This is a genomic window from Thermococcus thioreducens (assembly GCF_002214545.1).
GTDB lineage: Archaea > Methanobacteriota_B > Thermococci > Thermococcales > Thermococcaceae > Thermococcus > Thermococcus thioreducens.
The window spans coordinates 307,310-326,862 of sequence record NZ_CP015105.1 but is presented as its reverse complement, the minus strand read 5'-3'; the positions used below and the strand labels follow the sequence as shown (position 1 = coordinate 326,862).

At 53.1% G+C, this 19,553-nt stretch carries 25 protein-coding genes and 2 tRNA genes; 22 read left to right on the top strand and 5 right to left on the bottom strand.

What is annotated here, in order from left to right; all coding sequences use genetic code 11:
• Positions 1-45: 45 nt before the first annotated feature.
• Positions 46-450 carry a hypothetical protein gene (locus A3L14_RS01645; RefSeq protein WP_055429181.1) on the bottom strand — a complete coding sequence of 135 codons (405 nt, stop codon included), beginning with the start codon at positions 448-450 and terminating at the stop codon, positions 46-48.
• A 9-nt stretch (positions 451-459) separates the two neighbouring features.
• A complete protein-coding gene (locus A3L14_RS01640) occupies positions 460-1,173 on the bottom strand; it encodes an RAD55 family ATPase (RefSeq protein WP_055429182.1) in 714 nt (237 codons plus the stop codon).
• Positions 1,174-1,420: 247 nt separating this feature from the next.
• On the opposite strand from A3L14_RS01640, the gene A3L14_RS01635 reads away from it, so the two are divergent.
• Entirely contained in the window at positions 1,421-1,885 is a 465-nt protein-coding gene (locus tag A3L14_RS01635; RefSeq protein WP_074631457.1) for a hypothetical protein, read from the top strand.
• On the opposite strand, the gene A3L14_RS01630 is transcribed toward A3L14_RS01635, so the two are convergent.
• Positions 1,838-2,896: a glycosyltransferase gene (locus A3L14_RS01630; RefSeq protein ID WP_055429184.1), complete on the bottom strand. Its 1,059-nt coding sequence runs from the start codon at positions 2,894-2,896 to the stop codon at positions 1,838-1,840. The genes A3L14_RS01635 and A3L14_RS01630 overlap by 48 nt on opposite strands.
• Before the next feature lie 73 nt (positions 2,897-2,969).
• Between A3L14_RS01630 and A3L14_RS01625 the strand changes: the two genes are divergently transcribed.
• The 16 genes from A3L14_RS01625 (at position 2,970) to A3L14_RS01550 (ending at position 11,999) form a co-directional block, all read left to right on the top strand.
• Positions 2,970-3,047 (top strand) — tRNA-Pro (locus tag A3L14_RS01625).
• A 351-nt stretch (positions 3,048-3,398) separates the two neighbouring features.
• Positions 3,399-3,474: transfer RNA gene (locus A3L14_RS01620), tRNA-Gln, on the top strand.
• Between the two features lie 406 nt (positions 3,475-3,880).
• Positions 3,881-4,096, top strand: a complete 216-nt coding sequence (locus A3L14_RS01615; protein WP_055429185.1) for a hypothetical protein — start codon at positions 3,881-3,883, stop codon at positions 4,094-4,096.
• 4 nt (positions 4,097-4,100) lie between these two features.
• A complete protein-coding gene (locus A3L14_RS01610; protein ID WP_055429186.1) occupies positions 4,101-4,547 on the top strand; it encodes a DUF7344 domain-containing protein in 447 nt (148 codons plus the stop codon).
• Between the two features lie 168 nt (positions 4,548-4,715).
• Complete coding sequence (locus A3L14_RS01605) at positions 4,716-5,366, top strand: DUF1102 domain-containing protein (RefSeq protein WP_232473433.1); 651 nt, start codon at positions 4,716-4,718, stop codon at positions 5,364-5,366.
• A 1-nt stretch (position 5,367) separates the two neighbouring features.
• Positions 5,368-5,901, top strand: a complete 534-nt coding sequence (locus A3L14_RS01600; RefSeq protein WP_055429188.1) for a DUF1102 domain-containing protein — start codon at positions 5,368-5,370, stop codon at positions 5,899-5,901.
• Between the two features lie 57 nt (positions 5,902-5,958).
• A complete protein-coding gene (locus A3L14_RS01595; protein WP_055429189.1) occupies positions 5,959-6,468 on the top strand; it encodes a DUF1102 domain-containing protein in 510 nt (169 codons plus the stop codon).
• On the top strand, positions 6,465-7,529 hold the full coding sequence (locus tag A3L14_RS01590) for a signal peptidase I (protein ID WP_055429190.1): 1,065 nt from the start codon (positions 6,465-6,467) through the stop codon (positions 7,527-7,529). The genes A3L14_RS01595 and A3L14_RS01590 overlap by 4 nt, the downstream gene beginning before the upstream one ends.
• Positions 7,526-8,575, top strand: coding sequence for a hypothetical protein (locus tag A3L14_RS01585; protein ID WP_074631459.1), 1,050 nt, complete (start codon positions 7,526-7,528; stop codon positions 8,573-8,575). The genes A3L14_RS01590 and A3L14_RS01585 overlap by 4 nt, the downstream gene beginning before the upstream one ends.
• Positions 8,572-9,594, top strand: coding sequence for a DUF5305 family protein (locus tag A3L14_RS01580; RefSeq protein WP_055429191.1), 1,023 nt, complete (start codon positions 8,572-8,574; stop codon positions 9,592-9,594). Before A3L14_RS01585 ends, A3L14_RS01580 begins: the two co-directional genes overlap by 4 nt.
• 110 nt (positions 9,595-9,704) lie before the next feature.
• Positions 9,705-10,241 (top strand): inorganic diphosphatase, encoded by a 537-nt coding sequence (locus tag A3L14_RS01575; protein ID WP_074631464.1) that lies wholly within the window; start codon positions 9,705-9,707, stop codon positions 10,239-10,241.
• Between the two features lie 39 nt (positions 10,242-10,280).
• Positions 10,281-10,841, top strand: a complete 561-nt coding sequence (locus tag A3L14_RS01570) for a DNA-directed RNA polymerase (protein ID WP_055429192.1) — start codon at positions 10,281-10,283, stop codon at positions 10,839-10,841.
• Positions 10,838-11,026 (top strand): transcription elongation factor subunit Spt4, encoded by a 189-nt coding sequence (spt4, locus tag A3L14_RS01565; RefSeq protein WP_055429193.1) that lies wholly within the window; start codon positions 10,838-10,840, stop codon positions 11,024-11,026. Before A3L14_RS01570 ends, spt4 begins: the two co-directional genes overlap by 4 nt.
• On the top strand, positions 11,023-11,556 hold the full coding sequence (locus A3L14_RS01560) for a GTP-dependent dephospho-CoA kinase (protein WP_055429194.1): 534 nt from the start codon (positions 11,023-11,025) through the stop codon (positions 11,554-11,556). Before spt4 ends, A3L14_RS01560 begins: the two co-directional genes overlap by 4 nt.
• Positions 11,546-11,842: a 30S ribosomal protein S24e gene (locus A3L14_RS01555; RefSeq protein ID WP_055429195.1), complete on the top strand. Its 297-nt coding sequence runs from the start codon at positions 11,546-11,548 to the stop codon at positions 11,840-11,842. The genes A3L14_RS01560 and A3L14_RS01555 overlap by 11 nt, the downstream gene beginning before the upstream one ends.
• Position 11,843: 1 nt before the next feature.
• Positions 11,844-11,999, top strand: coding sequence for a 30S ribosomal protein S27ae (locus A3L14_RS01550; RefSeq protein ID WP_055429196.1), 156 nt, complete (start codon positions 11,844-11,846; stop codon positions 11,997-11,999).
• 106 nt (positions 12,000-12,105) lie between these two features.
• Here A3L14_RS01550 and A3L14_RS01545 read toward each other — a convergent pair whose 3' ends face one another.
• Positions 12,106-13,374 (bottom strand): S8 family peptidase, encoded by a 1,269-nt coding sequence (locus tag A3L14_RS01545; protein ID WP_055429197.1) that lies wholly within the window; start codon positions 13,372-13,374, stop codon positions 12,106-12,108.
• A gap of 206 nt (positions 13,375-13,580) precedes the next feature.
• Between A3L14_RS01545 and A3L14_RS01540 the strand changes: the two genes are divergently transcribed.
• Positions 13,581-14,168 (top strand): HemK2/MTQ2 family protein methyltransferase, encoded by a 588-nt coding sequence (locus A3L14_RS01540; RefSeq protein ID WP_055429198.1) that lies wholly within the window; start codon positions 13,581-13,583, stop codon positions 14,166-14,168.
• On the opposite strand, the gene A3L14_RS11790 is transcribed toward A3L14_RS01540, so the two are convergent.
• Positions 14,146-14,283: a hypothetical protein gene (locus A3L14_RS11790; protein WP_162840173.1), complete on the bottom strand. Its 138-nt coding sequence runs from the start codon at positions 14,281-14,283 to the stop codon at positions 14,146-14,148. The genes A3L14_RS01540 and A3L14_RS11790 overlap by 23 nt on opposite strands.
• Positions 14,284-14,425: 142 nt before the next feature.
• Here A3L14_RS11790 and twy1 point away from each other — a divergent pair, with 142 nt between their 5' ends.
• The 4 genes from twy1 to A3L14_RS01520 all read left to right on the top strand — a co-directional run bounded on the left by twy1 (position 14,426) and on the right by A3L14_RS01520 (position 19,520).
• On the top strand, positions 14,426-15,427 hold the full coding sequence (twy1, locus tag A3L14_RS01535; protein ID WP_055429199.1) for a 4-demethylwyosine synthase TYW1: 1,002 nt from the start codon (positions 14,426-14,428) through the stop codon (positions 15,425-15,427).
• Between the two features lie 74 nt (positions 15,428-15,501).
• On the top strand, positions 15,502-17,721 hold the full coding sequence (locus A3L14_RS01530; protein ID WP_055429200.1) for a prenyltransferase/squalene oxidase repeat-containing protein: 2,220 nt from the start codon (positions 15,502-15,504) through the stop codon (positions 17,719-17,721).
• 7 nt (positions 17,722-17,728) lie between these two features.
• Positions 17,729-18,898 (top strand): FtsZ/tubulin family protein, encoded by a 1,170-nt coding sequence (locus tag A3L14_RS01525; protein WP_055429201.1) that lies wholly within the window; start codon positions 17,729-17,731, stop codon positions 18,896-18,898.
• Positions 18,891-19,520 carry a hypothetical protein gene (locus A3L14_RS01520; RefSeq protein ID WP_055429202.1) on the top strand — a complete coding sequence of 210 codons (630 nt, stop codon included), beginning with the start codon at positions 18,891-18,893 and terminating at the stop codon, positions 19,518-19,520. Before A3L14_RS01525 ends, A3L14_RS01520 begins: the two co-directional genes overlap by 8 nt.
• Positions 19,521-19,553 lie beyond the last annotated feature (33 nt).

The following is a 19,553-nucleotide window of genomic DNA, read 5'->3' as shown; positions in this document are numbered from 1 at the left end:
AATCTTCCACCGAATATTTAAGGTGCTCGCATGGAAGAGAAGAGCTCAGTGCCCTATACGGAGCATCTTCGGAGGCCTCAGGTGCTTCATGGTATCCAGAAGGTCGGGAGGGAGGAAAAGCCGGGTGGTTTCAAGGAAGCGCGCAAACTCCACCTCCCCTGTCTCTTCCTCTGTACCTTCAGGGAGAGCCGTCTTTGGTCCCGGGCGCTGCTCGCCTGCGCCCTCCTTTCCAAGCCCCTTTCTTATCTCCTCTTCCCTCTTCTTCGCCCCGTCCAGTTTTCCACGGTTGTAGGCGTTCTTTACGAGCTCGTAGACGCCGAGCTCCTGTGCCCTTGCGTAGAGCCTCTCCCTGCGCTCGCGAACCCACTCGGCCCATTCGCTGTGTCCTTTGTAGCCCACGAAGTAGCCGAACTCGTAGGCCTCCTGAACGAGCTTTTTCACTTCTTCCATGGTTCCACCTCAGAACGGTGCCTCTGGATAGACCCTGAGCCCTTCTTCGGTGAAGCGAAGTTTCTTGAGGTTGCTGTCGTGGGCAACGCCATGCATCTTCAGAACCTGAAGGGCCCGCACCATCTGGTAGTTCCTCATGAAGTGGTGGAGTACTATGACACCATCGGTGAGGTAGTAGTCCTCGGTGTAGGTCTCAGAACTCATCATCTCCGCCAGTACAAGGCACGTAATCCCCATCTCGTGGAGCTTCCTTATGAACCTGCCCAGGGCCATCCTCTTGTGCTCGGGGTCAAGGACCGAATACTCCAGCGAAGTGAACGAGTCTATGACGACCCTTTTAACGTCCTCCGTCTCAATAATGCGAAGGATTCTCTCAAATATCTCGCTCCATGTAAACCTTCTTCCAGCGCCAAAGATGCTCTCTCCCATGTCGTAGAAGAGTATCCTCTTCGACTGGAGGTGGGTCAGGAGGCCAAAGTTGTAGCGGAGCATGTCCTGTGTTATTATCTTCGGATGCTCCAGAAGGGATATAAAAAGCCCCTTCTCGTCTTTTTTAGCACCCTCAATAAGAAACTGAATTCCAAAGGTCGTCTTTCCGCTTCCAGGGGGGCCGATTATAAGATAAACCCTGCCCGGGATGAATCCCCCTCCGATGAGATTGTCAAGTCCAGGAACGCCAGTTGAAACCCGGTCAAGGCTCTTGAGGAGTTCTCCCACGTACATGACCACTCCCTCCGTACTACATAAACGCTCCAAGGGTATTTAAGGTTGAAGTGTCCATTGATGTCCACATGAACCTACGATGTGAAAAGCGGGTTGAAACGTGACGTAACCGAGTGACACACTGGATATCCCAACGTTACCTTTCAAAGAGCCATAGCCCAACGAAAAGAGGATATCATAACACTATGGAGCAAACAGGCAGATAGCGTCCCGAAGATTTATATGCCGGCCTATGTCATTACCCACCATGAGAACCGGAACCCTGGGAGGAATCTTCGGGCTTCTCGCATCATGGCTCACTGCCGGCCTCTTTTTGCTGGAGGATTACTTCAACCCCTCCTGGTTCTTCAGGAAGCACCTCTGCCCTGGGATTGCCGACGTCGAATGGAGCCTTCGGTGCCACGATTTCTTTGAACTGCTTTTCCTTGTGCTCCCAATTATCGCCGTGGCCCTGGTCACATGGCTTTGCAGGAAGTGGAGAAACGTCGATGGACTCTTACTCTTTGCCTCCACGGCCGCTCTGGGACTTCCCGGAACACTGGCATTTTTCGTCACTACCACAATAGCGACCTCCAAAAGGCTCCCCGCCGGAATTGGGGAAGACTTCGCCCTCGTCGTGTTCTTCTTGTACCTCATGACGCTGATAGGAGTTGTCATAGGGGCGCTAGCCCCACGTCACGTGCCTGTTAACGAGGAAGCGCACGACGAATGAAACCACGATACCGAACATGTTCGCCACGAGGTAGTTCATCCCGAGGAGCACAAGTCCAGCGTAGATAATCCACTGGACAACCGCCCCGGTTAAGGCCGCGATGTGGAAGTTGACGAGCCTCCTCCACAGCGGCTTTCTCTTGAGGTCTCTGAACGTCCAGAGGTCGTTCCAGGTGAAGTTGTTCAGTATGGCCAGTTCGGTCGCGGGTATGTTGGCCAGTATTTTGTCCCAGCCGAAGCCCGAAACAAAGAGCCACAGAAAACTCTGGTTAACCACAACCCCTGAGAGGCCAACGAGGGTGAACTTAATCAGCCTATCCAGCTCGCCCTCCCAGCGCATGAGCCGGTAGACGTGCCTGAGATAGTTCAGCATGGTCTTCGTCCCAAGCTTGCTCTCTCCCGCCCGTCTGAGGCCAAATGTGAAGGGGACCTCGGTAACCTTCTTGTACCTGCCTTTAATCAGAACCTCCATCAGGATCTTAAACCCGACTGGATTGAGCTCCACCCCTTCAACGACCTCCCTTCTGAGGGCGAAGAAGCCGCTAACCGGGTCTTTGACGTCCCTTATCCTCGGGAGTGCGAGGCGGCCCACCATAATCGCGCCCCTGGAGATAAGCTTCCGGTACCAGTACCAGTTCCTCACACCGCCGCCAGGGACATACCTGCTTGCGATTGCCACATCGGCGCCGTTTTTAATGGCGTTCAGGAGCTCGGGTATCACCTCAGGTGGATGCTGAAGGTCGGCGTCCATGACGACAAATATATCGCCATGGGCCTCTTTAAAACCCCTGATGACGGCGGAGGAGAGGCCTTTCTCCTCGGTTCTCCGTATGACCCTGACGGGGTACCTTTCCGAAAGCTCCTGGGCGAACTCCCATGTCCTGTCAGGAGAATCGTCATCGACAACGATGATTTCATAGTCGTAGTCTTTCAAAGTCCTGCTGATTCTCTCAAAGAGCTCTTCAAGGTTTTCGCGTTCGTTGTAGGTGGGAACTATAACGCTGACTTTCACCCCTATCCCTCCACCTTCATCAGGGTGTTCCGTAAACTTTATAAGTCCTGCGACTGCCCTTAACAGCGGGCATGGGGCCGTGGGGTAGCTTGGCCTATCCTTCCGGCTTCGGGAGCCGGGGACCCGAGTTCAAATCTCGGCGGCCCCACCAGTACAAACTTTTGCTCTGCAAAAGTTTGATCAAAAGATCGTGATTCCTTTTGTGGGGTTGATTTTTAGTGGGTTTTTGCTTTGGTGACCTGATTGCACGTTGGATTCAATAACCCAGGAAAACTTTTAACGGGTTCAACTTTAACCCGCGCTCCTACGGAGCGCTAAAAAACTTAACCTTCTTAAACAAGCTCTGGAAAGAGAATCCAATTCTACCAAAAGGGCAATATCCAGAGAAAACCACTCCAAAATAAGCCGCACAAAAGGAATCACGAACTTTGATGAAACTTTGCAGGGCAAAGTTTCGAGGGATAAAATTTATAAATCCATTCCTTAAGCTATCAACGGGCACAGCCCCGTGGTGTAGCGGCCAAGCATGCGGGACTCTGGATCCCGCGACCGGGGTTCGAATCCCCGCGGGGCTACCATTCAACTGGGCTCCAGACCCTCGAACCCCACCATTTTCTCCCGGCTTCAAGTTCGGTTTTCAACCCTCATGTTCAACTCCACAAAGTTTCATGTAGAAAAAGGCTTTTCAGAAACCATTCAGGAAATAATCCAGATCCCCCATTCTGCCCGGATTTTTACTGGGGACATCCCAAGATTCCGCATGAGTTTGGATTTTTTTCCAAAGCCTTGAACACGTTCCAAAAACCTCCATTTAATAAATGCCCCCTTATCGGCAGTTCTAAACGATAATCCCCCCATTTTCTATAAGAAGGCACAAAACGCTAAAAAACACGGAAATCGAACTTTTCAGGAACTTTTAAATAGTCGGCCACCAACTTATGATAATGTTACATACACATTGCTTAACATGGAGGGGGTGAGGATGTGAGCAACGTAGTTAACCTGGAGGTTGAGATTACAGACCTCCTCAGAAGGCACGGATCGCTCAGTGTTGCTTTTCTGACCCGGTTTCTCAACGAAAGAGGCATCTTCTGTACAAGGCAGAAGGTTGAGAGAACCCTCAGGAAACTCGTGGAGCAGAAGAAAGTAGAGGCATTCTACACCAACGGGAATAAAAGAAAGCATTACAGGCTGCGGTGATACGATGGCCGGGAGTATTGACAGCTCAACCGTGATCCTCGGAAACACAAGGAGGATGATGATGATTGAGTTCCTCCAACAGAGAGAGGGCCATGCCGAACTCAGGGAACTGGTGGAATACATAGCTGAGAGGGAGGGAGACACCAACCGGAAGCACAGGAAAAGCGTCTATGTCAGCCTGATCCAGACGCATATCCCTAAGCTGGAGCGGGAAGGTGTCGTAACATTTAACCACGGCATAGTTACCCTTCTGAAGATTCCGGAGGATGTAACTGTCTATATGGAAGTTGTCAACAAGCACGACATCAGCTGGAGCACCTTCTACATGGGGACGTCGGTAATATTCATAATCGCGGGCTGGTATCTCGGCAGCATGTCCCTATTGCTGGCTGCCATGGTGTACCTGGTCATAAGTATAATCCACCACAGGAAAATTAAGAGGCTGTTTTAGCGAATCACCGCTATATCCCGCCTGTTTTAATCAAATTAAGTTGTTTCATCCCAGGTAATGAGGGATTACCACCCGGTAAGCCGGAATTTACTATATAGGTTGACCCCGCCACAGTCAATGAGGCATCCCCATGATGGCCTTCTGCCTAGGGTGTCGGTATTGGAAGACATGGAGGAATGTACCATGAAGAAAGTTTTGGCCCTGGGTATGCTGGGGCTGATGATCGCGGCGGCCTTTGCACTAGGCACGAGCGCAACCTTCAGGGACTACAGGGCCCAGAGGAGCGTTCATATCGCCGTCGTTCCCGACGACAGCGAGCTCATTGACCTGACGCCGGTTCAGCCCTACGCGTACCTGAATGATGGTGGGCAACTTGTTATTGACTTCTCAGCGGACAATCCCAACTGGCCAGGATGGGATGATGAGAGCTGGTGGAAGTGGGACGAGGAGCAGAATATGTCAGTTCCTGCAAGGGGAATGGGACTCAGCCCGCAGAGCAGGTACAACTTTGACGAGGTATTTAACGTGAGCAACCACCTCTGGGAGCAGGAAACCATCGTAGTCAGAATCACCTCATCGGATCCCGGAATGGTCTCATTCTACGAGCCCAACGGCATGATGTACAACACAAACGGAGGCGGTCAGCCTTACAACTCCGATACAGCCGTCGGAGATGTCTGCTTCTATCTCGAACCCGGGGAGGCACTTGGCGTTGGGATGGAACTCGCAGCAGCCAACACCTTGGGAAGCTACGACATAAACATAACCATCCAGGCATGGCCTGCCAGCGAAGCACCTATTGAGTGTGGAGGTGGCTGAGATGAGAAAGATCATAGGACTCTTTGCACTTATGATAGGGCTCCTAGTTGCAGTAGCAGCAAGTAGCGCTCACTTTGCATACTTTGAAGCCGACAGAGGCGTCCATATACAGGTTGTCCCGGATGACAGTGAGCTTATAGACCTACGGCCTATGCAGCCTTACGCGTACATTAACGACAACGGTATGCTGGTCATAGACCTGAGCAAGTACAACGGAAACTGGCAGGAAGGACTCGGTGAGGGCGTCAGCCCGAACAGCACTTACGTGTTCAAGGAAGTCTTCGGTGTCAGCAACGACCTCTGGGAAGGGACCCCCATCTGCATGCACATAACCTACAGCGGAGACGGTGGTGTCAAGTTCTTTGTCGGGAACTACACAGGCCAGCCCGGTGAGACCACCCTCGATGTAACCGTGATGCCCGGCGAAGTCGTGCCTATTGGACTTATTCTGGACAGCACTGGCTTGGTTGATGGAGACGCAATAAACGGACAGGTTCAGTTCTACGCGGTTCCTGGACCGTGCGATGAAGAGTGAACAGTTTAGTTCCGGAGCATTTGCTCCTTTTTATCATATATGTAGGGGGAGAGAGATGTGAAAAGGACAACAAAGGTTGGCACAAGTATTGGAATCATCATAGTTCTACTCATAGGAGTGTGGGAGCTATACTCCGCAGACCCCCTCACGGTTGTCTACGCTACTCCAGAAAACGGAACATTATCGGTTGATTATCCCGTTCCCCCGTACGCTTACTCTGATAGTGGTGTTCTTGTTATCGATATCTCACCGGATAGCCCATTGTATCCAGGATACGGGGAGGGACTGGGTGCAAATTCCACATATGTATTTAATAACGCCTTTATCATTAAAAATAACCAGAGCCAGACCGGATATAGCGAGATATGTGTGAGGATAGGCTCAGAAAACCAGAAGGTGGGGTTCTTTGTCGGGAAGTTTGAGGGGAACTGGAGCGGTACAGTTGAAGTCCAACTGAATGCCAACGATAGCGTAGGTGTTGGAGTGAGGATTGACACCTACGGCCTCCACCTGGGAGACTACAGTGAGGGAATTACAATAGAAGCCTGGGGAGGAGGCTGCGGATGAGAAGGGTAGTGGAGTACCTCGCACTAACGGTCATAGGCATCCTCGTTACGGGCTCCCTCGTAGGCATGCTCATTGACAGGCCGGTTTTTATGTCGTACGCATACTCCGGGAGCATGGAACCCACCATAAACAAGGGAGATGTATTTTTCATCAACCCCATTTCAAGAAATCCCGAAGTGGGGGACATCATCGTTTTTCAAACTGGAGATGTATGGACAGTTCACAGGGTTTACGCCATTACCGAAGACGGGTACATAACAAAAGGGGACAACAACATAGCAACCGACCAGCAAAGCCACGACATCCCCCCGATACCCAAAGAGAGAATAGCGGGCACGGTGATTACAGTTAAAGGCACTCCCCTAAGGATACCCCAGCTTGGAAACTATCTCGGAACAGGCCTCTCAGACCGAGGAAAGGTGCTCCTTGCAGGTGCCCTAATACTAGTCGGGATTTTAGCATTCGCAGGAGACGAGACTTCACACTCCAGAAAAAGAAAGAAAAAAATCACAGTAAAGTTCAGGACACTCTATGCACTGGCATCAGTGTTCCTCCTAATCATGGTGGCCGTATCCACATTTGTTTCGTGGGAAACAGTACCCATAACCTATTCCGTCACCTCAGCGGGGGGACTAAGGGAGGGCTGGTATCTTCCAGGGGAGGAATTCCAGCAGGAAATTACCATAAAGAACAGAAACCTGTACCCTATGACGTATTTTGTCTCAATGGGGCCGACCATCACAGCCGTATCAGAGGACGGGTTCATGCTGGAGGAGGGGGAAGAGAGGTCCATCACGGTTACCCTGAAGGCCCCCCAAAAAACTGCAATGTATTCGCCCAGATTACAAGTCAACGCATACATGCCAATCCTTCCAGTCCCGGTTCTGGATGCACTCTACAGAATTCACCCGATGGTGCCTCTCCTAGCCATTCTGGTGGAGATTTCCCTGTTTCTCGGAATTTTCTACGTAATATTGGGCATTGGGAACGAGGACATCCTTAGAATCAGGAGAAGGAGGACTTCCCTCCTTAGAGAGATATCGGAGGTGTTTAGGACATGAAAGCTCTGTTCTCAATTATTATAACGTTCGCACTGGCATCGCTGATTCTCGTAGGCTCCAGTGGGACCTTTGTAAGCCTTGAAGCATCGAGAGAAGTCAAAGTTGCCGTCGTTTCCCATGATAAGGAGTACCTCGGCTTTGACTGTGAAGACGGCTATGCCGCGGTTGTTGAGGTCACCCCACACAGCGAAACATACTTTGACGCGCTGACGGTAAGAAACTATCTGAACGAAATGAAGGATGTATGGATCTCCCTCGACCCGGACTACTCCAGTCTTCCGGGCAACGTGGACATGTTCATAGAAACCGAAGACGGCGCTGAGCGGATGATAGCCCCAGAGGATGAGTACACCTTTGCCGGCCACGTGAACGTAACCGATGTCGTCCCGGGAGAGTACATAATCCCGATTACAATGCGCGCCCGGTGGGATGTCGGAGATGCCGTTGTAGAAACCTGCCCAATAAAACTCGTCGTCACTGGTGACCCGACCATAGAAAAGATACTCCTCTACGGCAACACCAGCGGGATACCCCTGAAGACGTACCAAGAATGGGTCTTCCAGATACTGGTAACAAACCCAACCGGGGATGACCTCACCCTGACCATAACCGACACGATACCTGCGGAGTTCAACGTTAGTCTCAGCGAGACCGGTGCAAGCGCCGGCACGTACAGGTTCTGGGCAGCAAACGATGGCAACCAGTGCGGAGGACACTGTGGAGGAGGACACGGGGGACACGACGCCCAGCCTGCCACAAAGATGGAATGGAACGTAACCGTTCCAGCGGAGGGGAGCGTCCACATGAACATAACGATATCCACCAGAATGAACCCCGGAGGACAGCAGGAGTTTACCTCGTGCGGCGAGTACAGCCTGAACGAAGGGGCAACCATAGTTCAGTACGGCATAACGAGCAACGCTCTCGTCGTGACCGTGGATTGCTGTGACGACCACGACGGGTGCTGTCAGGAGCAGTATGAGTGCGGATGCAATCACGACCACAGTTCCAATCATGAAAACGGCACAGGAGAATGTGAAGGATGAAGAAGGAAAAGTTTGCTGGATTTATTAGAAGGAAGGAAGTCCTGGGAGTATTCCTGATTCTCTTCCTGGTCTTTGCATTTTACTCAGTGAAGCTCATGAGCGCAAGTCCGTACGTGGTGAACACCCAGACCCTGGGAACGTTTAAGGAAGAGGGACAGCTGAAGCACGCCGCTTATCTCAAGCCCAACGAAATCTACGGGTACATGGTCTTCAGAGACGAATATCCGATATCCCTCGTTGACAGGTTCCTGCTGACGTACACATACAGCTCAAACCCGCCGCTCAGCACCGGCACCTATGAAGTCACAGGAAAGGTTGTGTACTACGTCACCAAGGGGAGCGAAGAAGTCACCATGTGGGAAGGCACGCTCTTTGATGAGAAGGGCAAGCTCCAGAACGGCGGATTCACAGTGGAGTATACGCTCGACATGGGAGAGCTGGACAGGATGACCGCAGAGGTGTCCAATGAGCTTGGAATGAAAAGGCTAAACAGAAGGGTGATAATAACGACAAAGGTCTTGGGAACCGGCAACGTCGGTGGAAAGGAGATAACCAGGAGCTTTGACCATGAGGTTGAACTCATCAGGGACAGCGGAGCCGGGCTTTACTACTTCACTGACACCAGCAAGAGCGCAAAGAAAACCCTGACAACGACAACCAAGGAAGAAGTCAGCGCAAGCGTTCTGGGAGTAACCAGCAGCCTCGATACGGCGAAGGTAATGACCACACTGCTGGCACTCCTGATGCTGATACCCCTGGTGGGATACGTTTACACATCAAGGCCATCCAAGGATGAGCTGGCCAAGATAAGGCCGTACATCGTCAAGGGCGCACCCGGGCCTGTCCAGAAGAGGGTCGTCCTGAAGACCCCCAAGGATTTGGAGACGACCTTCGAGCTTGTGGACAAGCCGGTACTACACTACATAGAGGGTGAGGACGAGGTCTTCGCCATAATAGACGACGGAATATCGTATGAGTACCGGAAGCCATTGCCCCAGGGAGGGGAGGAGGCCAGCTGAGGGCCCTCCCCTTCTCCTACTGCTTTTCTGGTTTTCATAACCAACAACTTTAAAAGCACTATCCGAAAGGCTAACCTAGAAGTTCTACAAGAGGTAAGAGGTGGTTAGAGATGAACCCGTTCCACGAGCTTGAGCCCGGACCGGAGGTTCCAGAGGTCGTTTACGCTCTCATAGAGATACCGAAGGGGAGCAGGAACAAGTACGAGCTCGACAAGAAGACTGGTTTACTTAAGCTCGACCGCGTCCTTTACAGCCCGTTCTTCTATCCGGTCGACTACGGAATAATCCCGCAGACCTGGTACGACGACGGCGACCCCTTCGACATCATGGTCATCATGCGCGAACCTGTCTACCCGCTCACCATCATCGAGGCCAGGCCGATAGGCATCATGAAGATGGAGGACTCTGGCGATAAGGACTGGAAGGTTCTCGCCGTTCCGGTCGAGGACCCCTACTTCAACGACTGGAAGGACATAAGTGATGTTCCCAAGGCTTTCCTCGACGAGATCGCCCACTTCTTCCAGAGGTACAAGGAGCTGCAAGGAAAGACCACCAAGATAGAGGGCTGGGGCAACGCCGAGGAGGCCAAGAGGGAGATACTCAGGGCCATCGAGATGTACAAGGAGAAGTTCGGCAAGGAGGAGTGATTTTCTCTTTCTATTCCTATCCCAAGGGGAGGTAAAGGCATGTACAAGCTCCTGAAGATTAAGGACGTTGTGAGGATCCCGCCCAGGATGTTCACGATGGATCCAAAGGAAGCCGCCAAACTCGTCCTCCGCGAGACCTACGAGGGTATCTATGATAGGGACGAGGGCGTTATTCTGGCGGTAATGGACGTTGAGGAGATAGGCCAGGGAGTCATCGTGCCCGGAGACGGTGCAACCTACCATGAGGTTGTCTTTGACGTCCTCGTCTGGAAGCCCGAGATGCACGAGGTCGTTGAGGGCGAGGTTATAGATGTCGCGCCCTACGGTGCCTTCATCAGAATCGGCCCGATGGACGGTCTCGTCCACATCAGCCAGCTCATGGATGACTACGTCGTCTTCGACGAGAAGAACAAGCAGTTCCTCGGTAAGGAGACCAAGAGGATCCTCAAGCTCGGGGACGAAGTCAGGGCAAGGGTCATCGCCATAAGCATCAAGAGCAGGGTAATCAGAGAGAACAAGATAGGCCTCACCATGCGCCAGCCCGGTCTCGGAAAGAAGGACTGGATAGAAAAGGAGAAGCGCAGGGAGGCTGAGGCATGACGAAGGAGAGGGCGTGCAGGCACTGCCACTACATAACCACGGAAGACCGCTGTCCGGTCTGCGGCAGCAGGGATCTGAGCGACGAGTGGTTTGACCTCGTCATAATCACCGAGCCAAAGAAGTCGAGGATAGCCGAAAAACTGGGCGTTAAGGTCCCAGGAAAGTACGCCATAAGGGTCAGATGATGCTGTTCGTACTAACGCCCGAACTCAGACGGGAGCTGAAGGTTCCCCTCGGTGAGCTCGTAGAGGGCGAGATTCCCGAGCCGTACCTCCGGATTAGGGAGGAGCTTGAAAAAGCGCGACACGTTGTTACGGTTGGAGACGTGGTCACAGAAAACGTCCTCAGGCTCGGGATAAAGCCGAGCGTGGCGATATACGACCACAAAACGAAACGCCGGGAGTACAACCCGGACATCGAGACCGGCGCTGTGGTGATGACCGTCCAGAACCCGGCCGGGACGATAACGAAAGCTTTATTAAACGCAATCAGAAAGGGCTTTGGACTGGCCGAAAGGGGCCGGAGGGTTTACATAAAGGTGTGCGGTGAGGAGGATTTGGCGGCCATTCCGGCCGTGCTCTACGCGCCCCTTGGCTCGATCGTGCTCTACGGCCAGCCGGATGAGGGAGTAGTGCTTATAAGGGTAACACCCGAATGCAAGCTCAAGTGTGGGAAGCTCATGTCTAAGATGGAGGTGGTTCGCGATGGAGATTAAGGTTACCGAGATAAGGGAGAACAAGCTCCTCGGGAGAAAGGAGATATACTTCGATGTCATCCACGAGGGTGAACCGACGCCGAGCAGGGCCGATGTCAAGGGCAAGCTCGTCGCCATGCTCGACCTCAACCCGGAGACGGTCGTGCTCCAGTACATAAGGAGCTACTTTGGCAACCGCGTTAGTAAGGGCTACGCGAAAGCTTATGAGAGCAAGGAGAGGATGCTCTACATCGAGCCCGAGTACATCCTCATAAGGGACGGAATAATCACAAAGGAGGAGGAGTGAAATGGGGCAGAAGTGGAAGATGTACGAGGTTCAGGGCGGTAAGGTCAGGAGGAAGAACAAGTTCTGCCCGCGCTGCGGTCCTGGAGTGTTTATGGCCGAGCACAAGGACCGCTGGAGCTGCGGTAGGTGCGGCTACACCGAGTGGAAGAGGAAGTGATTTCTTTTTCTCTTCATACAAAATTGTCTCAGAACGTTTCTTGAGAATCATCTCTCCGATTGTTGCAAGCTTTTTAACAGGGGATGGCAAAAATAAGAAATGAAAATCAGCCGATGGCCGCCTGAACGGCTAAGTCTGCCCGGACTATTCCGTAGCCGTAGTATATGTCCCAGCCAGCGTCCCCAAGGTCATCGGCCGTAACGTGGAGGATTCCCCTGACGGTGTTGGTTCCCATGTCGTCGAAGGTTCCAACCGGGAGAACCTTGCCGTACTTGTTGTAGTAGGCCGCCTGTATGAGAGCAACCACACCGCTGACGTGTGGCGTTGCCATGCTGGTTCCGCTGAGGGTCTCGTAGGTGTCGTCCGGGTAGGTGCTTAGAATGTCAACGCCCGGAGCACTAACTTCTGGCTGTCTGTTGCTCCAGGAAGCGATCTGATCGTTTACATCACTCGCACCAACGGCTATGACCTCAGGATATGCGGCGGGATAGCTGGGACTGGAAGCTCCCTCGTTGCCGCTCGCTGCCACTATAACCACACCGTAGTTGTATGCCGTGATAATCATGTCGTGGAGATACTGGTCGTCCGTTGGGCCTCCGAGGGACATGCTTATAACTTCTGCGGCATCGTCGTCCGGGTCGCCGACGATTATCCCGTCGCCGTCCTTGTCGAGAATTCCATCGGGGCCAAGGAGGGCCTGTTCGATTCCGATGGCTATATCGCTGTAGGAACCGCTCCCGCTTGCATCCAGAACCCTGATGGAGTATATTTCAACCCCGGGAGCAACACCAACAACGCCGATGTCATTGTTGAGCGCGGCTATTGTCCCTATAACATGTGTCCCATGACCATTCTGGTCTTTACACTGGGCTGGATTTGTTGTAACCCTGCCCCGGAGAGTGCTAACACACCATGCTATATTACCAGCCAGATCCGGATGGTCGTAGTCAACCCCAGTATCAAGAACGGCGACCTCAATAACACCTCCAGAGCCATCGGTTATGCCCCATACATCCGGGGCTCTGACTCTGCTGATTCCCCACGGAATCTGCTGGGAAGGCTGTCCACCTCCGAGCCAGGAGGGTGGCCCGGCAAGTATCCTCGCCTTGTGGTCAAACTCTACCATTTTGACTCCCGGAAGCTTCTTGAGCCTTCCCACGGCTGTTGAAGGCACTTCCACTACTACCGCGTCTATCAGCTTAAACTGATAAACAACGTGGCCGCCTATCGTGGCAACGTCTGCCGTGTTGAAGTGTCCCCTGTCCACGTGCACTATCACTCTAACAAGCTCAGGCTTTTCTGCCGTCGCTGGAACCCCTAAAAGGGAAAGCACAATCAGGGCCACTAGAGCAATTGTTATATCCTTCCTGCCCATTTACATACATCCACAAGCAGTCAAGAACATTGATGACAAATAATTTAAGCCTTGGGTTGTGACCAGTGGAAAAATTGAAAGTTCTGAGGATGAGATGTTGTCCCGGATCCAACTTGAAAAAAAGAACGTGTCAGATTTACAAAGTATCAGCGGCTTCGGTTAACACTCTCCGTTAAGTTCAAAAACTGAACATCATACCCCACGTCATGCCCACCTATTACGGTATCAAACTCAAGCTTCATCCAGATGTCTATGAACCAGCCGAAGACACGTTCCTCTTAGCGGAGAACCTCGCGGTCAGGGAAGGCGACAGGGCACTCGACGTCGGCACGGGCACAGGGCTGATAGCCCTTCTGATGGCCAGAAAAGCCCGCTTCGTTCTGGGGGTGGATATTAACCCCCTCGCGGTTGAACTAGCTAGAGAAAACGCCAGGCTGAACGGCATCCAAAACATTGAGTTCCGCCTGAGCGACCTCTTTGAGAACGTTTCCGGAAAGTTCGACGTGATAACCTTCAACGCCCCCTACCTCCCCGGCGAACCGGAGGAGCCGATAGACCTGGCACTGGTGGGGGGCAAAAGTGGAAGAGAAGTCCTCGACAGGTTTATCCGGGAAGTCCCAGAATACCTCAAGCCCTGCGGAGTCGTCCAGATAGTCCAGAGCTCGATAACCGGGGTGGATGAGACCATTAAACAGCTGGAAAAAGCCGGGCTGAGGGGAAAAATAGCAGCTAGGATGCATGTATTTTTCGAGGACATCGTCCTGATAAACGCTACGCTGAGCGATTGCGTTTGACCTCGAAGAGGAATTTAATCCTGGGCCTCTCAACCGGCTCAACCTCGTCCTCAAAGAAGTCAATTTTAATCTCCTTTGCATTTAGCGCGGGTTCTGGCTTCACTCTCTCGAACATGGAGGAAAAAGCGACGGCCAGCTTTTAAAGTTTTCGCAGATTGCCGAACTATTTTTCGACGATAAAATATCCCACTCCTGACCCATCACCTTTTTAAAAGGATTCCATGAGTTGAACCCAGAGAGAGATTTAGGTGAGGCTAATGGCATTAACTTTCAAGTCTAACCCCAACATGCCCGAGGAGATCGCGAGACTGTTTAAGAAGCAGCACTACGCCCTGGTGGGAAGGCACAGCTCGGTCAAGCTATGCCACTGGCTAAAGGAGAGCATAAAGAAGGACAGGTTCTGCTACAAGCAGAAGTTCTACGGGATACACAGCCACCGCTGCCTCCAGATGACACCAGTTACAGCGTGGTGCAGCCACAACTGCATATTCTGCTGGCGCCCGATGGAGGGCTTCCTTGGAACCGAGCTTCCAGAACCATGGGACGACCCCGCCTTCATCGTTGAGGAGAGCATAAAGGCCCAGCGCAAGCTCCTCGTCGGCTACAAGGGCATGCCGGGCATAAACATGAAGAAGTTCGAGGAGGCGTGGAACCCGAAGCACGCCGCCATAAGCCTCTCCGGCGAGCCAATGCTCTACCCCTACATGGGTGACCTGGTGGAGGAGTTCCACAAGCGCGGATTTACCACCTTCATAGTCACGAACGGAACCGTCCCGGAAAGGCTTGAGGAGATGATCAGGGAGGACAAGCTCCCGACCCAGCTCTACGTCTCGCTGACAGCTCCGGACATCGAGACCTACAAGGGCGTCAACGTGCCGATGATTCCAGATGGTTGGGACAAGATAAAGGAGTTCCTCAGACTTATGGGCAGCGCCGATACGAGGACGGTGGTCAGGCTCACCCTCGTCAAGGGCGAGAACATGCACAACCCGGAGGGCTACGCGAAGCTGATAAAGCTGGCCAACCCGATGTTCGTTGAGGCCAAGGCTTACATGTTCGTCGGCTTTTCGAGGAACAGGCTGACTATCAACAACATGCCCCGCCACGAGGAGATACGGGCCTTCGCTGAGGAGCTCGTCAGGCACCTCCCCGGATACCACATCGAGGACGAGTACGAGCCGAGCAGGGTCGTGCTCATCATGAGGGACGACGTTGATTCTCACGGCTCCGGCAGGGAAGGCAGGTTCATAGGACACTGAGCCCCCTCTTCTCCCCATTATGGAAAAAGTTTATTTATTCTGGCCGCTTAGAATGAGCTTAGGGGTGTAAGGTGATGAAGAAGGTTCTGGCTCTAGTAATGATTGTTCTCATGCTGATTCCAGCCGTTAGCGCCGGAGCAATAGACGGCTCCGCAAGGTTTCTCAAAGATGCCGCCAAATCCACCCAACAGACGAGGGAGATAAGCCTGGCCATAATGGCCCTCTCGGTGGGGGCCAGTGACCTGAACTGGGACATAACACCCGACCTGGTTACCCTTGTCAACAGCATGCTCAGCTATCAGAATCCGGACGGCGGATGGGGTCTCTATCCCAGGGAGACCAGCAACGTGCTCGACACGGCCTATGCCGTCATAGCCCTCAAGAGGGCTTATCCGCACCTCAAGACCCTGGAGAGGCTGGAGATAAAATCAGCCCTCAACCGCGGCCTTTCATACCTTCTCTCTGCCGAAAACAAGGCGGGTTGGGGGTACGTGCCCGGAACACCGAGCTCCTGCTATCCGACGCTGCTGGCCCTCTGGGCCCTAGGCGAGAACGGATACAGCTACAACAGCAGGGTAGTCAGAAACGCTGTTGAGTACGTGGAGAACGCCACCTGCGATATCCCCGAGTACGAGGCACTCGCCCTCAGGCTCATAGCCTACCACAGCATAGGCTACCAGGTATCCAACGAGACGTTGGAGAGCGTAAAGGAGCTCCTCCTCAACGAGGACGGCCTGAAGATGAAGGAGCGTGCCATGCTCACGTACGCCCTTGTCCTGTACACTCCCGTGGATTTTGACACCGCGAGAATACTAATCAAACTCGAATCATACGGCAAAAGCACAAACGACCTTGTGTACTGGATGAACACTCCGGATCTGTTCTCATCAACGGAGCTCATAGCCACCACATCTTACGCCCTCATGGCCCTTTCAACCACCTTCGAACTGCCCCCTGCAAAGGAGGTCAAGAACCCCTACGAGATGCCGTGTCAGGAGCTCAAAAACATGCAGAACCCTGACGGCGGATGGGGCCTCGGACTCAACGAGCCCTCGGATGAAAAGGCCACCTATTATGCACTGACCGCCATTCAGGCGTGCTATCCTGAGGAGGAGAGCATAGAGAAGGCCCTCGCGTGGACGAGGGAGGCATTTAAGAACGACGCGGCCTGGATGGAGAAGAACCACAGGATGTCCGTCGGATACTACTACGCCCTTAAAACGCTTCTCATGTACAGCAACATAACCACCGAGGAGAAAGCCCAGGCGGAGGAACTGATACGGAGTGTCCAGCTCGACTACGGCCTCTGGGGCAACACTGTACTTGGGCCGCAACCCTACGAGACCGCCCTGGCGATCAAGGCCCTCCGTGAGCTCGGGGTTTCCGCAAACGATCCCCTTATCCAGAAGGCAAAGGACTGGCTCCTGAGCATAAGCAACGGCGGATGGGGGACATACGTAACCACCGAGTACTACTCCTACATGCTCAAACCGGACGTACTGACGACCATAACCGTCCTGGAGGCCCTGGAGGGGATAGCCACCCCAGAAGAGCTTAAGCCCCATATCGAGTGGCTCATCGATCAGAGACTCAATGGGGGCTGGCCGTACTGGAAGACGTACTACGTCTGGGAAAAGAACAGGGAATTCCCCGGAACCCCGACAGTTGAACTCACGGTCAGGGCGACCGACCTCCTCATCGGCTACGGTTACAACTACACCAACCAGACCCTTGACTTCGTCATGAACGCCAGAGACTCCGGTGCCATAGACAAAAAGACGATAGAGATTGCCAGTGCAATAGACTACCTCTCACGCTTCCAGTACGTTCCTCCAGTGAGCCTCTACGACATAAGGAGTGCTCTTGACAGCGATGTGTTCGGAATAATAGCGCCCGGCATGGACAACGAGAGCGTCGGGGAGATAATAAATACCCTCAACGACCTCTTCAGCGGCGGCTTTATCCAGCTCAACACGACCTCGATTGACGAGGACAGTTACATAGTCATGGCAAACTTTGGAGACTACCCGCTCAGGCCATACAACCCGTACCTGAAGTTCTACGTGGAGGAAGGAACCGTCACCGTCGGAAACATCACCGTACCCACCAACAAAGCCGTTGTCCTCGTCCCGGGTAAGACCCCCAAGGGGGTAGTCCTCTTTGTGCTCTACGAACCGGAGAACGCAGGAATCGCCAAAGAAGTCTTTACCACCGGCTTCATCAGATACATAAGGGGAGACGCGATGGTTCTCCTCATCGAGAACGGAAGGGTGAGGGTAATAGTGGCGGGGTGATTAAGAGGTGAGGGCTCTAATCATCGGGGTCGGCCAGTGCGGGACGAAGATAGCCGACCTCTTCGCTCTGGTTGATTTTGAGGCTCTGGCCATAAACACGTCGAAGGGAGACCTGGATTACCTCAAGCACGTCCCACATGAGCGGAGGATACTGATAGGCGAGAGCCTGACCGGAGGCAAGGGGGTCAACGCGAACCCGATACTCGGCAGGGAAGCCATGAAGCGCGACCTACCGCTGGTCATGCGCAAAGTAGGCTCAATAATAGGCTACGAGGACATCGATATATTCTTCCTGACCTTCGGTTTCGGAGGCGGGACGGGCGCCGGGGGAACGCCCGTTTTAGCTAAAGCCCTCAAAGAGGAGTACCCAGACTCCCTTGTGGTGGCGATAGGGGCGCTCCCCCTCAAAGAGGAGGGCATAAGACCGACCATAAACGCCGCAATAACCATCGACAAGCTCTCCAAGATTGCCGATTCCATAATAGCCATAGACAACAACAAGCTCAAGGAGGGCAGTGATGACATAACGCGCGCCTACGAGAGGATAAACTACACCATCGTTGAGAGGATAGCGTCGCTCTTAGCCCTGGTTGACGTCCCCGGCGAACAGACGCTGGATGCGAGCGACTTGAAATTTGTCCTGAAGGCCTTCGGAAGCTTTGCAACAGTCGGCTATGCCAAAGCCGAGGCGAACAAAGTCAAAAGCCTCTCCAGGTTAATAATAAAGTCCTTCGAGAGCGAGGGCCTGTACCTTGAGGCGAACATTGAGTCGGCGCTCTACGGACTGGTCGCCATCCACGGCCCGCCGGAGACCCTGAAGGCGGCGGAGATCTTTGAGGCCCTAGATTACCTCACCAACAAGATAAGGGGCAAGCAGATATTCCGGGGCTTCTATCCAGACCCGCGCGAGAGGGAAGTGGAGGTCGTTACGCTCCTCAGCGGCATCTATGAGAGCAGGAGCATAGAGGACATAATAATCACCGCAAAGAGGTACGCCCAGTCATTCATGGAAGCGAAGGAGGAAGCGGAGACCAAAAAGAAAGAGCTCCTAAGCGGCCTGCCCGACTTCGACGACGTGTACGCTAAGGGGGGAAGTGAGCTCAAGGAGATATTCCCCGACGGGGTAGGGGACATAGAAGGGGTAATCAGGAAGCTCCGGAGGGGGGAGAATGACTGAGCCCATCCGGGATTCCGTGGAGGTGGCCTTGGAGCTGGACGAGAAGGAGGTCTACTCCCACATAGCCCACGAGAGCGCCGAGGACATCATCAGGATTATATCCTCCCTCGATGCGGAGAGGGCAAAGCTCCACGGGGAGGTAATCTACTACAGGGACGACTGGGACGACCTCATCAGGGAGCGGATAGCGAAGGGAAAGCGCCATACCGCGTTTGACTTTTACAACCCTGCCCTGCTGGACATCTGGGAGCAGAAGGTCAAGGAGATCAAGGAAGCGAAGAAGAGGGAAAGGATGAGCTACGCCGCAGTAGGTGCGCTTATCGCTGCCGCATCAGTCGCTACCGCAGTGCTGGGCCAGCCTTACCTTATACTTGGGCTTGCAGTGCTCCCCACGGTTCTTCTGATAAGGGATTCCACCCGGGAAAAGCTTGATTTAATCTACTACGAGCTGACGCAGTTCTTTATTGATGAACTGAAAGGGCTCATTGAAAAGCATTCCCTTCAGCCAGAGAGGTATAAGTTCAAAATATTCAGCGGTGATTACTTCGGTGTCATGACTATAAAGGCTGGAACAGGTCTTTTCGCCGTCGTAAACGCTGAAAAGCCCGGGAGTAACGATTAAATAGATGCTCAGAGATATACCATACTGAGGGGA

Excerpts from the sequence above, each read along its gene's own strand:
- A3L14_RS01555 (WP_055429195.1), top strand. The coding sequence starts at position 11,546 with ATGGAGATTAAGGTTACCGAGATAAGGGAGAACAAGCTCCTCGGGAGA.
- A3L14_RS01590 (WP_055429190.1), top strand. The coding sequence starts at position 6,465 with ATGAGAAGGGTAGTGGAGTACCTCGCACTAACGGTCATAGGCATCCTC.
- A3L14_RS01545 (WP_055429197.1), bottom strand. The coding sequence starts at position 13,374 with ATGGGCAGGAAGGATATAACAATTGCTCTAGTGGCCCTGATTGTGCTT.
- twy1 (WP_055429199.1), top strand. The coding sequence starts at position 14,426 with ATGGCATTAACTTTCAAGTCTAACCCCAACATGCCCGAGGAGATCGCG.
- A3L14_RS01520 (WP_055429202.1), top strand. The coding sequence starts at position 18,891 with ATGACTGAGCCCATCCGGGATTCCGTGGAGGTGGCCTTGGAGCTGGAC.
- A3L14_RS01605 (WP_232473433.1), top strand. The coding sequence starts at position 4,716 with ATGGAGGAATGTACCATGAAGAAAGTTTTGGCCCTGGGTATGCTGGGG.
- A3L14_RS01530 (WP_055429200.1), top strand. The coding sequence starts at position 15,502 with ATGAAGAAGGTTCTGGCTCTAGTAATGATTGTTCTCATGCTGATTCCA.
- A3L14_RS01580 (WP_055429191.1), top strand. The coding sequence starts at position 8,572 with ATGAAGAAGGAAAAGTTTGCTGGATTTATTAGAAGGAAGGAAGTCCTG.
- A3L14_RS11790 (WP_162840173.1), bottom strand. The coding sequence starts at position 14,283 with ATGTTCGAGAGAGTGAAGCCAGAACCCGCGCTAAATGCAAAGGAGATT.
- A3L14_RS01585 (WP_074631459.1), top strand. The coding sequence starts at position 7,526 with ATGAAAGCTCTGTTCTCAATTATTATAACGTTCGCACTGGCATCGCTG.
- spt4 (WP_055429193.1), top strand. The coding sequence starts at position 10,838 with ATGACGAAGGAGAGGGCGTGCAGGCACTGCCACTACATAACCACGGAA.
- A3L14_RS01610 (WP_055429186.1), top strand. The coding sequence starts at position 4,101 with ATGGCCGGGAGTATTGACAGCTCAACCGTGATCCTCGGAAACACAAGG.
- A3L14_RS01635 (WP_074631457.1), top strand. The coding sequence starts at position 1,421 with ATGAGAACCGGAACCCTGGGAGGAATCTTCGGGCTTCTCGCATCATGG.
- A3L14_RS01540 (WP_055429198.1), top strand. The coding sequence starts at position 13,581 with ATGCCCACCTATTACGGTATCAAACTCAAGCTTCATCCAGATGTCTAT.
- A3L14_RS01575 (WP_074631464.1), top strand. The coding sequence starts at position 9,705 with ATGAACCCGTTCCACGAGCTTGAGCCCGGACCGGAGGTTCCAGAGGTC.
- A3L14_RS01550 (WP_055429196.1), top strand. The coding sequence starts at position 11,844 with ATGGGGCAGAAGTGGAAGATGTACGAGGTTCAGGGCGGTAAGGTCAGG.
- A3L14_RS01645 (WP_055429181.1), bottom strand. The coding sequence starts at position 450 with ATGGAAGAAGTGAAAAAGCTCGTTCAGGAGGCCTACGAGTTCGGCTAC.
- A3L14_RS01640 (WP_055429182.1), bottom strand. The coding sequence starts at position 1,173 with ATGTACGTGGGAGAACTCCTCAAGAGCCTTGACCGGGTTTCAACTGGC.
- A3L14_RS01560 (WP_055429194.1), top strand. The coding sequence starts at position 11,023 with ATGATGCTGTTCGTACTAACGCCCGAACTCAGACGGGAGCTGAAGGTT.
- A3L14_RS01570 (WP_055429192.1), top strand. The coding sequence starts at position 10,281 with ATGTACAAGCTCCTGAAGATTAAGGACGTTGTGAGGATCCCGCCCAGG.
- A3L14_RS01600 (WP_055429188.1), top strand. The coding sequence starts at position 5,368 with ATGAGAAAGATCATAGGACTCTTTGCACTTATGATAGGGCTCCTAGTT.